The 12,739-nt window shown below is 67.6% G+C and carries 15 protein-coding genes; all 15 read left to right on the forward strand.

Annotation, left to right across the window (positions count from 1 at the left end):
• Positions 1-129 precede the first annotated feature (129 nt).
• Positions 130-1,851, forward strand: coding sequence for a nitrite reductase (locus Q0938_RS12580; RefSeq protein ID WP_299362859.1), 1,722 nt, complete (start codon positions 130-132; stop codon positions 1,849-1,851).
• 77 nt (positions 1,852-1,928) lie between these two features.
• Positions 1,929-2,714: a uroporphyrinogen-III C-methyltransferase gene (cobA, locus tag Q0938_RS12585; RefSeq protein ID WP_299362811.1), complete on the forward strand. Its 786-nt coding sequence runs from the start codon at positions 1,929-1,931 to the stop codon at positions 2,712-2,714.
• A 215-nt stretch (positions 2,715-2,929) separates the two neighbouring features.
• Complete coding sequence (locus Q0938_RS12590) at positions 2,930-3,211, forward strand: cytochrome c (protein ID WP_299362862.1); 282 nt, start codon at positions 2,930-2,932, stop codon at positions 3,209-3,211.
• Positions 3,208-4,455 (forward strand): cytochrome D1 domain-containing protein, encoded by a 1,248-nt coding sequence (locus tag Q0938_RS12595; protein ID WP_299362813.1) that lies wholly within the window; start codon positions 3,208-3,210, stop codon positions 4,453-4,455. The genes Q0938_RS12590 and Q0938_RS12595 overlap by 4 nt, the downstream gene beginning before the upstream one ends.
• The gene (locus Q0938_RS12600) at positions 4,452-5,435 is read left to right on the forward strand and encodes an Lrp/AsnC family transcriptional regulator (protein WP_299362816.1); all 984 of its coding nucleotides are present in this window, start codon (positions 4,452-4,454) and stop codon (positions 5,433-5,435) included. The genes Q0938_RS12595 and Q0938_RS12600 overlap by 4 nt, the downstream gene beginning before the upstream one ends.
• Positions 5,432-5,914: an AsnC family transcriptional regulator gene (locus Q0938_RS12605; RefSeq protein WP_299362819.1), complete on the forward strand. Its 483-nt coding sequence runs from the start codon at positions 5,432-5,434 to the stop codon at positions 5,912-5,914. The genes Q0938_RS12600 and Q0938_RS12605 overlap by 4 nt, the downstream gene beginning before the upstream one ends.
• Positions 5,911-6,411 carry an AsnC family transcriptional regulator gene (locus tag Q0938_RS12610; RefSeq protein WP_299362822.1) on the forward strand — a complete coding sequence of 167 codons (501 nt, stop codon included), beginning with the start codon at positions 5,911-5,913 and terminating at the stop codon, positions 6,409-6,411. The genes Q0938_RS12605 and Q0938_RS12610 overlap by 4 nt, the downstream gene beginning before the upstream one ends.
• A 9-nt stretch (positions 6,412-6,420) precedes the next feature.
• The gene (nirJ, locus tag Q0938_RS12615) at positions 6,421-7,644 is read left to right on the forward strand and encodes a heme d1 biosynthesis radical SAM protein NirJ (RefSeq protein ID WP_299362825.1); all 1,224 of its coding nucleotides are present in this window, start codon (positions 6,421-6,423) and stop codon (positions 7,642-7,644) included.
• Between the two features lie 139 nt (positions 7,645-7,783).
• On the forward strand, positions 7,784-9,286 hold the full coding sequence (locus Q0938_RS12620; protein WP_299362865.1) for a nitrite reductase: 1,503 nt from the start codon (positions 7,784-7,786) through the stop codon (positions 9,284-9,286).
• On the forward strand, positions 9,270-9,977 hold the full coding sequence (locus Q0938_RS12625) for a cobalamin biosynthesis protein CbiX (protein ID WP_299362828.1): 708 nt from the start codon (positions 9,270-9,272) through the stop codon (positions 9,975-9,977). The genes Q0938_RS12620 and Q0938_RS12625 overlap by 17 nt, the downstream gene beginning before the upstream one ends.
• Entirely contained in the window at positions 9,974-10,222 is a 249-nt protein-coding gene (locus Q0938_RS12630; protein WP_299362831.1) for a hypothetical protein, read from the forward strand. Before Q0938_RS12625 ends, Q0938_RS12630 begins: the two co-directional genes overlap by 4 nt.
• A 78-nt stretch (positions 10,223-10,300) precedes the next feature.
• Positions 10,301-10,690, forward strand: coding sequence for an iron-sulfur cluster assembly accessory protein (locus Q0938_RS12635; RefSeq protein WP_299362834.1), 390 nt, complete (start codon positions 10,301-10,303; stop codon positions 10,688-10,690).
• A gap of 82 nt (positions 10,691-10,772) precedes the next feature.
• Positions 10,773-11,519 (forward strand): triose-phosphate isomerase, encoded by a 747-nt coding sequence (gene tpiA, locus Q0938_RS12640; protein WP_299362867.1) that lies wholly within the window; start codon positions 10,773-10,775, stop codon positions 11,517-11,519.
• Between the two features lie 110 nt (positions 11,520-11,629).
• Complete coding sequence (locus Q0938_RS12645) at positions 11,630-12,448, forward strand: glycosyl transferase (protein ID WP_299362836.1); 819 nt, start codon at positions 11,630-11,632, stop codon at positions 12,446-12,448.
• A gap of 38 nt (positions 12,449-12,486) precedes the next feature.
• Entirely contained in the window at positions 12,487-12,669 is a 183-nt protein-coding gene (locus Q0938_RS12650) for a hypothetical protein (protein ID WP_299362838.1), read from the forward strand.
• Positions 12,670-12,739 lie beyond the last annotated feature (70 nt).

Genomic DNA, 12,739 nt, shown 5'->3' on the forward strand with positions numbered 1-12,739 from the left:
GACACGACCACCACAGCGGGTGATCCCGACCCGAACGCCGTCTCCGGCCCCAAGGCCGGCCCGGAAACCCCGGTCGAGATCGCACCCCGCTCGGAGGGCGCATCGCTGACGACGGAAGAGCAGAAAGCGATGGAGTCCGAGGTCGTCGATCACACCTCGAAGCCGCAGGACCAGTACGAGCCTTCGCTGAACGTGCTGGCGCAGGAACAGCTGCAGGCGCCGGGCGCGGTCGAAGGGGTCGAGGCGCTTAGCCAGGCCGAGTTCGACGAGGCGAACAAGATCTATTTCGAACGCTGCGCCGGTTGCCACGGCGTGCTGCGCAAGGGCGCGACGGGCAAGCCGCTGACCCCGGACATCACCCGGGAACTGGGCTACGACTATCTGCACAGCTTTATTACCTACGGCTCCCCCGCGGGGATGCCGAACTGGGGCACCTCGGGCGACCTGACCGAAGAGCAGGTGGCCCTGATGACCAAGTACATCCTGCTCGACCCGGCCAGCCCGCCCGAGTTCGGGATGCCCGAGATGCGCGAGACCTGGCAGGTCTTGGTTCCGCCGGAGGACCGGCCGACTGAGAAGATGAACGACTGGGACATCGAGAACCTGTTCAGCGTCACGTTGCGCGACGCCGGGCAGATCGCGCTGATCGACGGCGCGACCTACGAGATCAAGTCCGTCATCGACACCGGCTACGCCGTCCACATCAGCCGCATGTCCGCCTCGGGCCGCTATCTGCTGGTCATCGGGCGGGACGCCAAGATCGATATGATCGACCTGTGGATGGAGGAACCGGCGGTCGTTGCCACCATCAAGATCGGCGCCGAGGCCCGCTCGGTCGAGACCTCGAAGATGGAAGGCTGGGAGGACAAGTACGCCATCGCCGGCGCCTACTGGCCGCCGCAATACGTCATCATGGACGGGGCCACGCTCGAGCCGCTGAAGATCGTCTCGACCCGCGGCAACATCTATGACGAGCAGACCTACCACCCCGAACCCCGCGTGGCCGCGATCCTGTCGTCGCACTACCGCCCGGAATTCCTGGTCAACATCAAGGAAACCGGGAAGATCCACCTGGTCGACTATACCGACCTGAAGAACCTGAAGATCACCGAGATCGAGGCCGAGCGCTTCCTGCATGACGGCGGGCTGGACTCGACCAAGCGGTACTTCATCACGGCGGCGAACGCCCGTGGCAAGCTGGTGGTCATCGACACCAAGGACGGCGAACTGGAGGCGATCACCGACACCGGGGGCGAGACCCCGCATCCGGGTCGCGGCGCGAACTTCACCCACCCGACCTACGGGCCGGTCTGGGCGACCTCGCACCTCGGCGACGAATCGGTGGCGCTGATCGGGACCGACCCGGAAGAAAACGCCGACAACGCGTGGAAGATCGTCGACAGCTTCCCGGCGCTTGGCGGCGGCTCGCTGTTCGTCAAGACCTATCCGGGCTCGAACCACCTCTACGTGGACGCGACGCTGAACCCCGATCCGGAAATCGCGGGCTCGGTCGCCGTGTTCAAGATCGACGAGATGGGCGGAGACGACGACGACAACGGAGAGAACGGCGAGAACGGGGATGACGACAACGGGTCCGATCCCGAGTTCACGACCCTGCCGATCACCGAATGGGCCGAGATCACCGACGGCCAGCCCCGCGTTGTCCAGGGCGAATTCAACAAGGACGGAACCGAAGTGTGGTTCTCCGTCTGGAACGCCAAGGACAAGGAATCGGCCATCGTCGTGGTCGATGACGCCACGCTGGAGCTGAAGCACGTGATCAAGGACCCGCGCCTGATCACCCCCACCGGCAAGTTCAACGTCACGAACACCCAGAACGACGTCTACTGATCACCGGATCAGCCAAGCATCGGGGGCGCGGCATCGCGCCCCCTCACCTACCCTCCCGGCAGGCAAGGATTTCCGACATGGCTGGTAAAGTCTTCCTCATCGGCGCAGGCCCGGGCGACCCCGACCTGCTGACCGTCAGGGCGCTGAACGTGATCCAGAGCGCTGATGTGGTGGTCTTTGACAGGCTGGTCAGCCCCGAGATCATGGCCCTGATCCCCGCCGCAACCCGCCGCATCTCGGTGGGCAAGTCGGCGGGGTTCCACTCCGTACCGCAGGACCGGATCAACGTGCTGCTGGTCGAACTGGCGCAGGCCGGGCTGACGGTCGCCCGGCTGAAGGGCGGCGACCCGCTGATCTTCGGCCGGGGCAGCGAAGAGGCGGAAGAGCTAGCAGCGGCCGGCGTCGCCTACAGCTACGTGCCGGGGATCACGGCCGCGCAGGGCGCGGCCTCGTCCACCGGGGTTCCCCTGACCCATCGGGGCCTCGCGACCGGGGTCCGCTATGTCACCGGGCACCGGGCCAGCGACGGGGTTCTGGACCTCGACTGGGCCTCGCTGGCTGATCCCGACACCACGCTGGTCGTCTATATGGGCGCGGGGAACATGGCCGATATCGCCGCGCAGCTGATCGCCCACGGCCTGCCTGTCGATCTGCCGGTGCTGGCCGTCGGCCATGCGACCACGCCGCGCGAAGTGCGGCTGGCGTCGAGCCTGGCGCGGATCGGCGCGGATCTTGCCGGCCACCCCATCGATGCCCCGGTCCTGTTCATCATCGGCCGCGTCGCGGGGCTTTATGCTACCGCGCAACTGCCCGTGCCTGGGACCCAGCGCCACCCGCAGTTGCGGGTGGTGGGTACAGGCTGAGGAAACGACCCTTGAGTAAGGCAGGAACAGGGAAGAGGACCCGGACGGCGGCGGCGATCTGCGCAGCGTTGATGCTGACGGCCGCCGGCGTCTGGGTTGCCCCGGTCGCCCACGGCACCGAACGGTGGGTCGAGCCCGCCACAAGCCGGGCGGACCAGCCGACCGCTGCGCGCCTGACGGCTCCGGCGGCGCCATCCCCTTCTGCCTCTGCCGTGCTGCAATCTGACCCGCCTGGATCCCAGATATCGGAACGTCGGGCAGCCGAGCTGGAACATATGGTCGTGCAGGACTGCGGATCCTGTCACGGGCTGACCATGAAGGGCGGGCTGGGCGCGCCCATAACCCCGGCCGCACTGGCGGGCCGCGACCCCGAAGGGCTCGCCGCCATCATTCTGGATGGCATTCCGGGCACGGCGATGCCACCGTGGCGCCCGCTGATTTCCGAGGACGAAGCGCTGTGGATTGCCGAATACCTGTTGAAGGAAAAGACCGAATGATCCGAACGGGCCTGCTGGCGATCCTTGCGGCGCCCCTGCTTGCGGGGGTCGCGCTGGCCCAGCCGGCGCAGCAGGCTGCACCGGACCGCCCGGCGGCGGCGGCGGACGCGCCCCCGGTCGATGCAGCAACGGACGGCGATCCTGCCCCTACCCTGCGCGGCACCGGCGATCTGGGGGTCGTCATCGAACGCGCCAGCGGATCGGTGCTGGTCGTCGATCAGTCCGACCGCGCCGCAGTCTGCCGGGTCGAGGGCCTGGGCGACCTGTCCCACGCCAGCGTGGTGTTTTCGCCCGATGCCCGGTTCGCTTTCGTGTTCGGTCGCGACGGCGGGCTCAGCAAGGTCGACATCCTCGGCTGTGCGCTGGACAGCCGCATCATCCAGGGCGGCAATTCCATCGGCGGCGCCATCTCCGACGACGGCAGGCTGGTCGCGATGTCGAACTACGAGCCCGGCGGGGTAAAGGTATTCGATGCAGAGACGCTGGCCCTGGTTGCCGACGTGCCGATGGGATCCAAGACCGTTGGCCTGGCTGATGCCCCGGGATCGCGCTTCGTGGTCGCCACCTGGGACAGTGGCGAGGTTTGGGTGCTGGATCATTCGGCCGACCCCGCGGATCCGGATATCCACAGGATCGAGAACGTCGGAGCCAATCCCTATGACGCGCTGATTACCGGCGACGGCCGCACCTATGTGGTCGGGCTGTTCGGCGAGAAGGGGCTGACCACGATCGACTTGTGGCAGGACCCGCCCCAGCCGCGCCGCATCCTGCCGGACTATGGCCGGAACGAGCCCGACCTGCCGGTCTACAAGATGCCGCATCTGCAGGGCTGGACGCTGGCTGGCCAGACCTACGCGCTGCCTGCCGTCGGGCTGCACCAGGTGCTGTGGGCCGACGCCGCCACGGGCGACGAACTCGGCCGGACGGAGGTCGCGGGGCAGCCGGTGTTCGTGACCGCCCGCCCCGACGGACGCGAGTTGTGGGTGAACTTTGCCCCGCCCGACAACGGCACCGTGCAGGTGATCGACAGCATGACCCATGAGGTCAAGCAGACCCTGCAGCCCGGCAATGGCATCCTGCACATGGAATTCACGCCGCGCGGCCGCGAGGTCTGGCTGTCGGCGCGCGACGATGATCGCGTCGTCATCTACGACACCCGGACTTACCAGAAGATCGCGGAACTGCCGGCGCGCGCGCCCTCCGGCATCTTCTTCACCGACCGTGCGCATCGGACCGGCCTATGACGATGCTGTCGCCGCATTGCCCCGACACCCGCCTGCTGGACGAATTCCAGCGCGACCTGCCGCTGCTGCCGCGGCCCTTTGCGGCGATGGGCGAGCGGATCGGCATCGACGAGAACCAGGTGATCGCCCGCCTGACCCGGCTGCGCGACCAGGGCCGGATCACCCGGGTCGGCGCCACCTGCCGACCCAACACCGCGGGGGCCTCGACGCTGGCGGCACTGGCGATCCCCACGGCGCGGATCGACGAGGTCGCGGCGCTGGTGGGGGCCGAGCCGGGGGTGAACCACAGCTATCTGCGCGAGGATGAGTGGAACCTGTGGTTTGTCGCGACCGCCCCCACGCCCGACGATCTGGCGGCGACGCTGGCGCGGATCGAGGCGGCGACCGGCCTGCAGGTGCTATCGCTGCCGCTGGTGCGGCCCTTCAACATCGACCTGGGCTTTCGCCTGAACGGCCCACGGCAGGCTCTGGGGCTGGACCGCCCGGCCGACCTGTCGGTGCTCCGCGACGACGACCGCCCGCTGCTGCAGGCGCTGTCCTCCGGGCTGGAACTGGTTCCGCGCCCCTATGCAGCGCTGGCCCGGCAGCTTGGCCGCGACGAGTCCGAGGTGATCGCCCGGATCGGCGTTCTGGCGCGGGCGCGGATCCTGACCCGGGTCGGCGTGATCGTGCGCCACCGGGCGCTGGGATGGGCTGCGAACGCCATGGTGGTGTGGCGCGTGGCGGATCCATCCGTCGAATCCGCCGGTCGGGCCCTGGCGCAGGTGCCGGGGGTGACTCTGTGCTATCAGCGCCGCATCGTGCCCGGTCTATGGGACTGGCCGCTGTTCTGCATGATCCACGGGCGCAGCCGAGCCGAGGCGCTCGCGGTGCTTGACCGGGCCCGGGACTTGCCCGACCTTGCCGAGGTCCAGCACAAGATTTTGTTCTCCACCCGCTGCTTCAAGCAGCGCGGTGCCCTGATCGAGGCAGCAGCATGAGCCGGCCGATGCGCAATGTGCTGCCCGGCGACGCGCTGGACGCGACGGATCGCGCCATCCTGAACGCGCTGCAGGACGGATTTCCCCTGACCCCCGCCCCGTTCGACGAAGCCGGCGCCCAGTTGGGGATCGACGCGGATGATCTGATCCATCGACTGATCCGGCTGCGGGAACTGGGTGCGATCACGCGATTCGGCCCGTTCTTCGACGCGGCGGCCATGGGCGGTGCCTTCTGCCTGTGCGCGATGGCCGTGCCTGCCGATCGCTTTGACGAGGTCCTGACAAAGGTCAATGCGCACCCCGAGGTCGCGCATAATTATGAACGCACCCACAAGCTGAACATGTGGTTCGTTCTGGCTACCGACGATCCGGACGGGATCGAGCGGACGGCACGGGCGATCGAGGATGAAACGGGACTGAAGGTGATGCTGTTTCCCAAGCTCGAGGAATATTTCATCGGCTTCCGGGTTCAGGCGTGACCGCCCCCGACCCCGGGCTCGATCCGGTTGACCGGTCGATCGTGCGCGCCACGCAGGCCGGTCTGCCGCTGACCCGCGCGCCCTACGCGGCCATCGCCCAGCAGCTGGAGCGGTCCGAGGACGAGGTGATCGCCCGCATGCAGGCGATGCTGGATCGCGGCATCATCCGGCGAATCGCGATCGCGCCGAACCATTACGCTCTCGGCATGACCGCCAACGGGATGAGCGTCTGGGACGTGGATGACGGCCGCATCTCGGAACTCGGGGCGCAGATCGGAGCGCTGCCCTTCGTCACCCATTGCTACCAGCGTCCGCGCGCGCTGCCCGACTGGCCATACAACCTGTTCGCGATGCTGCACGGTTCGGACCGGACCCAGGTCGAGGAGAAGCGCCGCCAGGTCGAGGCACTGCTGGGCGACGCCTGCCACGGCCAGGACATCCTGTATTCCACCCGAATCCTGAAAAAGACCGGCCTGCGCCTGCGCGACGCCGACTGAGGGAGAGCCATGTTCCGACTGACCCAGTACATGCACCAGCTGGTGCACCCTACCCCGGTTCGCCGGCGCGGCACGCCGGGCAAGGTCCGGCCAGTGGTGATCTGGAACCTGACCCGCACCTGCAACCTGCGCTGCCGGCACTGCTACACGGTCTCGTCCGACAACGTGTTCCCCGGCGAACTGACCCATGAACAGGCGCTTGGCGTTCTGGACGACCTGTCGGCGTTCCGGATTCCGGCCCTGATCCTGTCGGGCGGCGAGCCGCTGAGCCGGTTCGATTTCTGGGACCTGGCCGAACGTGCCCGCGAACTGGATTTCCGGCATCTGTCGCTTTCCACGAACGGGACCAAGCTGGGCGACCCCGGCGTCGCCGACCGGGTGGCCGCCCTGGGGTTCGACTATGTCGGGATCAGCCTAGACGGGATCGGCGCCACCAACGACTGGTTCCGCGGCGTGGACGGGGCGTTCGCCAACGCGCTGGCCGGGGTGCGGGCCTGCAAGGCGCGGGGCGTGAAGGTCGGGCTGCGGTTCACCATCACCCGCGACAATGGCGACCAGCTGCCGCAGATGCTCGACCTGTGCGACAGCGAAGGGGTGGACAAGTTCTACCTGTCGCACCTCGTCTACGCGGGCCGAGGTGACAAGCACCGGGGCGAGGATCAGGAACACGCGCATACCCGCACCGCGATGGACCTGCTGATTGAGCGGGCGTGGGACGCCGTGTCCGGCGGCCGGCCGCTGGAGATTGTTACCGGCAACAACGACGCCGACGCGGTCTATTTCATGCGGTGGGCCGAACGGCATTTCGCACCCGAGGCGGTGGCGCACATGCGCGACCACCTTGTGGCTTGGGGCGGCAATTCGTCGGGACTGGGCGTCGCCAATATCGACCCGCAGGGCAAGGTCCATCCCGACACCTACTGGTCCGACTACACGATCGGTTCGGTCAAGGAAAAGCCGTTCAGCGCCTGGTGGACCGGTGATGATCCCATGCTGGCCACCCTACGGACACGACCGCGCCCGCTGAAGGGGCGCTGCGGCGCCTGCGGGTTCCGGGATGTCTGCGGGGGCAACACCCGCATCCGCGCCCTGCAGTTGACCGGTGATCCCTGGGCCGAGGACCCGGCCTGCTACATGTCCAATGCCGAAATCGGGGTCGAGGACGATCTCGACCGCCTGACCGTCACGCCGTTTCGCGGGAAAAGCCATGATCCGGCGCACCGCTTCTTCTGACCCGGTGACAGTTGGCGGCCATATGCGCGGACGGAAGTTGAACGAAAACCTTCGGGGCGGATCTGCATTGATTGCAGGACACCCGCTCGCCGTACGCGGGCTGCGCAGGCTATCGGCTGCGGTGGCGCTGGTGCTGGCAATGCCCGTCAGCGGCCAGGCAGACGCAGCGGCGGATTACGCCGAACATTGCGCCAGTTGCCACGCCGAGAACCGGCTGGGCGGCACCGGCCCGGCGCTGATCCCGGACACGCTGCGCCGTGCCAAGGGGCTGGACGAGGTCATCGCGCATGGCAGGGCCGCGACCCAGATGCCAGGCTTTGCCGACCAGCTCAGCGGCGAGCAGATCGCCGCGCTGGTCGACTACATCACCGCACCCGTCGAGAACGTGCCGGACTGGACCGAAGCCGAGATCGCCGCCAGCCGTGAATTGGCCGATGACTATGCGCCGGCGGAAAAGCCGGTGTTCGATGCCGATCCGATGAACATCACCCTGGTGGTGGAAACCGGTGATCATCACGTCAGCGTCCTCGATGGCGACACGTTCGACGTGCTTGACCGCTTTGCCACGCCCTATGCCGTGCATGGCGGTCCCAAGTTCAGCCCCGACGGACGATACGTGTTCATCATGTCGCGCGACGGCTGGGTGCAGAAATACGACATCTGGTCGCTGGCAGAGGTCGGCCGCGTCCGCGCCGGCCTGAACAGCCGCAACATCGCGATGAGCCATGACGGCAAGTGGCTGGCGGTGGCGAACTATCTGCCGCAGACCCTGACCATCCTGTCGACGTCCGACCTGTCGCCGGTAAAGGTCCTCGAGGTGACGGCCCGCGACGGCACGCCCAGCCGCGTGTCGGCCGTCTATCAGGCGCCGCAGCGGCAAAGCTTCATCCTGGCCCTGAAGGATGCGCCGGAGATCTGGGAGGTCGGGACCGATCCCGGCGCAGGCCCGTATTACGACGGCTATGTCCACACCTTCGAAAAGGGAATGGAGGAAGCCTATGGCGCGCAGGAAGGGCTGTTCGCCCGGCGGCGCATGCCGATCGAGGAGCCGCTGGACGATTTCTTCTTCGACCCTGACTACAAGAACCTGATCGGCACCAATCGCGAAGGCACCAAGGGTGTGGTCATCAACCTGACCACCGGGTCCAAAGTCGCCGAGTTGCCCTTGCCCGGCATGCCGCATCTCGGATCGGGCATCACCTGGGACCGCGACGGCCGCAAGGTCATGGCCACGCCGCACCTGAACGAAGGCGTGCTGTCGGTCATCGACATGACGGACTGGAGCCTGGTCAGGCAGATCGGGACGGACGGGCCCGGTTTCTTCCTGCGCAGCCACGAGACGTCGCCCTATGTCTGGGCGGACGTGTTCTTTGGTCCCCACAAGGACAAGATGCACATCATCGACAAGCAGTCGCTGGACATCGTCCGGACGCTGGACCCCGCCCCCGGCAAGACGGTCGCGCATACCGAGTTTACCCGCGACGGCAGCCATGCGCTGGTGTCGATCTGGGAAGACGACGGCGCCGTGATCGTCTATGACGCCAACACGCTGGAAGAAGTCCGGCGCCTGCCGATGCGCAAACCCTCGGGCAAGTACAATGTCTGGAACAAGATCACGTTTTCCGATGGCACCAGTCACTGAAGCGGCAATCATCGCGCACGGGCAGCCGGGCGATCCCGCGCCGCTGCAGGCGCAGATCGACGAACTGGCGGTGCGCGTCGCGGCCGAACTGGGCGGCGGCTGGGTCGTCCACGGTGCCACGCTTGCCTGCGGCTGTTCGGTTCGCCGGGCGGCGCGGGCACAGCTGGTCTACCCCGTGTTCATGGCCGAGGGATGGTTCACGCGGTCCGAACTGCCGCGGCGGCTCGGCATGGCCGGCGCCGCGGATTACACGGTTCTGCAGCCGCTGGGGCTGGACCCGGCGATGCCGCAGATCGGATTGGACCTGGCGCTGGACAGTGCCGCATCTGCCGGGATCGACCCAGCGACCGCGGAGCTGGTGGTGGTCGGGCATGGCTCGCAGAAGTCGCGCGGATCGGCGACGGCCACGCGCGCCTTCGCCGATGCACTTGCCGCGTCGGGGCGATTCAGGGGCGTGACCTGCGGCTTCATCGAGGAAGAGCCGTTCTTTGCCCGGTTGCAGATCACCGGCCCGGCGATCTGCCTGCCATTCTTCGCCACCACCGCCGGACACGTGTCCGAGGATGTGCCGCAGGGCTGGGAAGCCATCGGAAACCCCGGACCGATCGCCCCGGCCATCGGCACCGCAGCGGCAATCCCGGCCTGCATCGCGGCCGCGTTGACCGCTGCACGCCGGCAGAACGCGGCATGACCCCGGAACGCGCCCGGATGTGGCGGCTCGGGCTGCTGCTCTATCCGTTCACGGCGGCGGCCGTGGCGATCAACCTGTTCATGCTGTCGTTGATGGGTAATGCGGTGGGCATCGGCTCGCTGTCGCCGGTCACCTCGGTGGTGGTGTCGGTGATCCTGGGCATTCCCGCAACCTGGCTGGCTGCCCGCTGGGTCCGCAGCCTGATCGACGAGGCCGAGGGGCGCGGCCCGGTGCATCGCGACTGAGCGGGCCGGAAATCCTTCGCCGGGTTGAGCCTGGACGTGCGGGTGCCTATCTTGCAGGGACGCGCGAAAGGACGGCCCATGTTCTCGATCCCCGGCAAATCCCCCGTTACCATCACCCCCGCCGCCGAGGCGCAGATTGCCCGGCTGATATCCGGCAAGGACGCCGCCGGGCTGCGCATCGGCCTGAAGAAGGGCGGATGCGCCGGCATGGAATACACGATGGAGCTGGCGGACGCCCCCTCCCCGGGCGACGAGGTGGTGGAACAGGGTGCCGCCCGGATCCTCATCGCGCCCACCGCCCAGATGTTCCTATTCGGGACCGAGATCGACTATGCGACCGGCCTGCTGGACAGCGGCTTCAGGTTCCGAAATCCGAATGTCACCGACAGCTGCGGCTGCGGAGAATCGGTCAGCTTTTCGATCGCGCGCGACGGAGAGGCCGCCGCAGAGGCGCGGTCGGGCACCTGATCATCCCGCTGGACGAGGGTTGATCCCGTCCGCCCTCCTCGCCTAAGCCCTTGGCAACTTCGGTCAAGGGAAAGGGATGGACATGGCCCCGCGCAAGCTCGCCGCCGGCAATTGGAAGATGAACGGATCGCTGGCCGCGCTGGCCGAAATCGACAGCCTGCTGGGCGGTGACGAACCCGATTGCGAAGTGCTGATCTGCCCGCCCGCGACGCTGATCCACCCGATGGTCGCGCGGATCGCAGGCGGCTGGATCGCCGTGGGTGGCCAGGACTGCCATGCCAGGGACAGCGGCGCCCATACCGGCGACGTCTCGGCCCCACAGTTGGTCGATGTCGGCGCCGATTACGTCATCGTCGGCCATTCCGAGCGCCGCACCGATCACGCCGAGGATGATGCAAGCGTCGCGGCCAAGGCCGTCGCGGCTCACGAGGCCGGCCTGACCAGCGTGATCTGCGTCGGCGAGACCGAGGCGCAGCGCGACGGCGACCAGACGCTGAAGGTCATCGCACGCCAACTCGCCGGATCCGTTCCGGACTGCGCCACGGCCGACAATACCGTGATCGCCTATGAGCCGGTGTGGGCGATCGGCACCGGTCGAACCCCGACTACCGAGCAGATCGCCGAGGTCCACGCCGCCATGCGCCAGGCGCTGGTCACCCGCTTTGGCGACGGGGACGCCTTCCGACTGCTCTACGGGGGAAGCGTCAAGCCGGGCAATGCGGCCGAGATCTTTGCGATCCCGCATGTCGACGGGGCGCTGGTCGGCGGCGCAAGCCTGATGGCTGCGGATTTCGGTCCGATCATCTCGGCCCTGAACGCCGCCGACTGACGCCGGACCGGACCGGCGATCTAGGTCCTCGTCCGCCGGCCTGCGTGACGGTTGTCTTGTTGCAGCGCGCCGGCCGTGGCACGGTCCGGCCGACGCAAGCGGGGGCCACAGTGGCAGATACCGACGGCAAACAGATCATTTGCATCAAGTGGGGCACGCAATACGGGCCGCACTATGCCAACCGGTTGCGGGCCATGGTGGCGCGCAACATCACGCCCCCGTTTCGCCTGATCTGCTTTACCGACGACGCAACGGGGCTGCACCCCGACATCGTGGTCCGCCCCCTGCCCGAATTCAGCTACGAGGCCCCGGTCAACACCAAGGGCAAGTGGCCCAAGTCGCGCCTGTGGGGTGATCTGGGCGACATCACCGGAACCGTGCTGTTCCTGGATCTGGACGTCGTCATCACCGGCAGCCTTGACGATTTCTTTACCTTCGGCGAGCCCGACGACACCGTTCTGGCCACCAATCCGAACACCTGGTTCGAGCCGCGGGTCGGCCAGACCTCGGTCTACCGGATGCAGGTCGGGCGGCTGGCGCCGCTGCAGCAGATGTTCCGCGCGGACCCGCAGGGCATCGCCGATCGCTATCGCTACGAACAGCGCTTCGTCACCCGCAACGCGCCGGGCGGCGTCAAGTTCTGGCCGCGCGGCTGGGTCGCTCATTTCCGCCGCCACTGCGTGCCCCCGATGCCGTTGCGCTACTGGGTGGAACCCCGCATCCCGCGCGGCGCCCGCGTGGTGATCTTTCCCGGCGGGCTGAACCCGCCCGACGCCATCGCCGGACGGTGGAGCGATCAGGTCCCGGTGCGGGACCTGCGCGGGCATTTCCGGGCCGCCTTCGACGGCAGCCGTCAGGAGAGCCTGCCCCGGCATCTTCGGCATTTCGTCCGGCCGGCAAGCTGGGTCGAGGCGCTGTGGCGCGACTGACCGGCGCACCGGCAAGCTGGCACCGGCTGCCGGATCCGATGGCAGTTGAACTGGGGCACGCGGTCGCAGGCTTCGGCTATCTGGAGGACATGCTGAAGCGCACGATCTTCGCGCTGGAACGGGACAGCCTGCCCGGCGCGATCCGCCCGCGGGATTTCCGCGCTTGGCTGGGCCGGATGGACGACGTGGCGGTCGACACGCTGGGCGCGCTGATTGGGTAGTGTCCGAGCACGTGGTGTAATTTCAGCGCCGTCGACGGTGTGATCCCGGGTGGTCACCGAGGTGTATGGT

Origin of the sequence: uncultured Paracoccus sp. (assembly GCF_947496875.1) — a bacterium.
GTDB lineage: Bacteria > Pseudomonadota > Alphaproteobacteria > Rhodobacterales > Rhodobacteraceae > Paracoccus.

What these genes read in the sequence shown, in the direction of transcription:
- Q0938_RS12595 (WP_299362813.1), top strand. Translation starts at nt 3,208, where the DNA reads ATGATCCGAACGGGCCTGCTGGCGATCCTTGCGGCGCCCCTGCTTGCG.
- tpiA (WP_299362867.1), top strand. Translation starts at nt 10,773, where the DNA reads ATGGCCCCGCGCAAGCTCGCCGCCGGCAATTGGAAGATGAACGGATCG.
- Q0938_RS12625 (WP_299362828.1), top strand. Translation starts at nt 9,270, where the DNA reads ATGGCACCAGTCACTGAAGCGGCAATCATCGCGCACGGGCAGCCGGGC.
- Q0938_RS12620 (WP_299362865.1), top strand. Translation starts at nt 7,784, where the DNA reads ATGCCCGTCAGCGGCCAGGCAGACGCAGCGGCGGATTACGCCGAACAT.
- Q0938_RS12600 (WP_299362816.1), top strand. Translation starts at nt 4,452, where the DNA reads ATGACGATGCTGTCGCCGCATTGCCCCGACACCCGCCTGCTGGACGAA.
- Q0938_RS12650 (WP_299362838.1), top strand. Translation starts at nt 12,487, where the DNA reads ATGGCAGTTGAACTGGGGCACGCGGTCGCAGGCTTCGGCTATCTGGAG.
- cobA (WP_299362811.1), top strand. Translation starts at nt 1,929, where the DNA reads ATGGCTGGTAAAGTCTTCCTCATCGGCGCAGGCCCGGGCGACCCCGAC.
- Q0938_RS12605 (WP_299362819.1), top strand. Translation starts at nt 5,432, where the DNA reads ATGAGCCGGCCGATGCGCAATGTGCTGCCCGGCGACGCGCTGGACGCG.
- nirJ (WP_299362825.1), top strand. Translation starts at nt 6,421, where the DNA reads ATGTTCCGACTGACCCAGTACATGCACCAGCTGGTGCACCCTACCCCG.
- Q0938_RS12630 (WP_299362831.1), top strand. Translation starts at nt 9,974, where the DNA reads ATGACCCCGGAACGCGCCCGGATGTGGCGGCTCGGGCTGCTGCTCTAT.
- Q0938_RS12635 (WP_299362834.1), top strand. Translation starts at nt 10,301, where the DNA reads ATGTTCTCGATCCCCGGCAAATCCCCCGTTACCATCACCCCCGCCGCC.
- Q0938_RS12580 (WP_299362859.1), top strand. Translation starts at nt 130, where the DNA reads ATGGAGTCCGAGGTCGTCGATCACACCTCGAAGCCGCAGGACCAGTAC.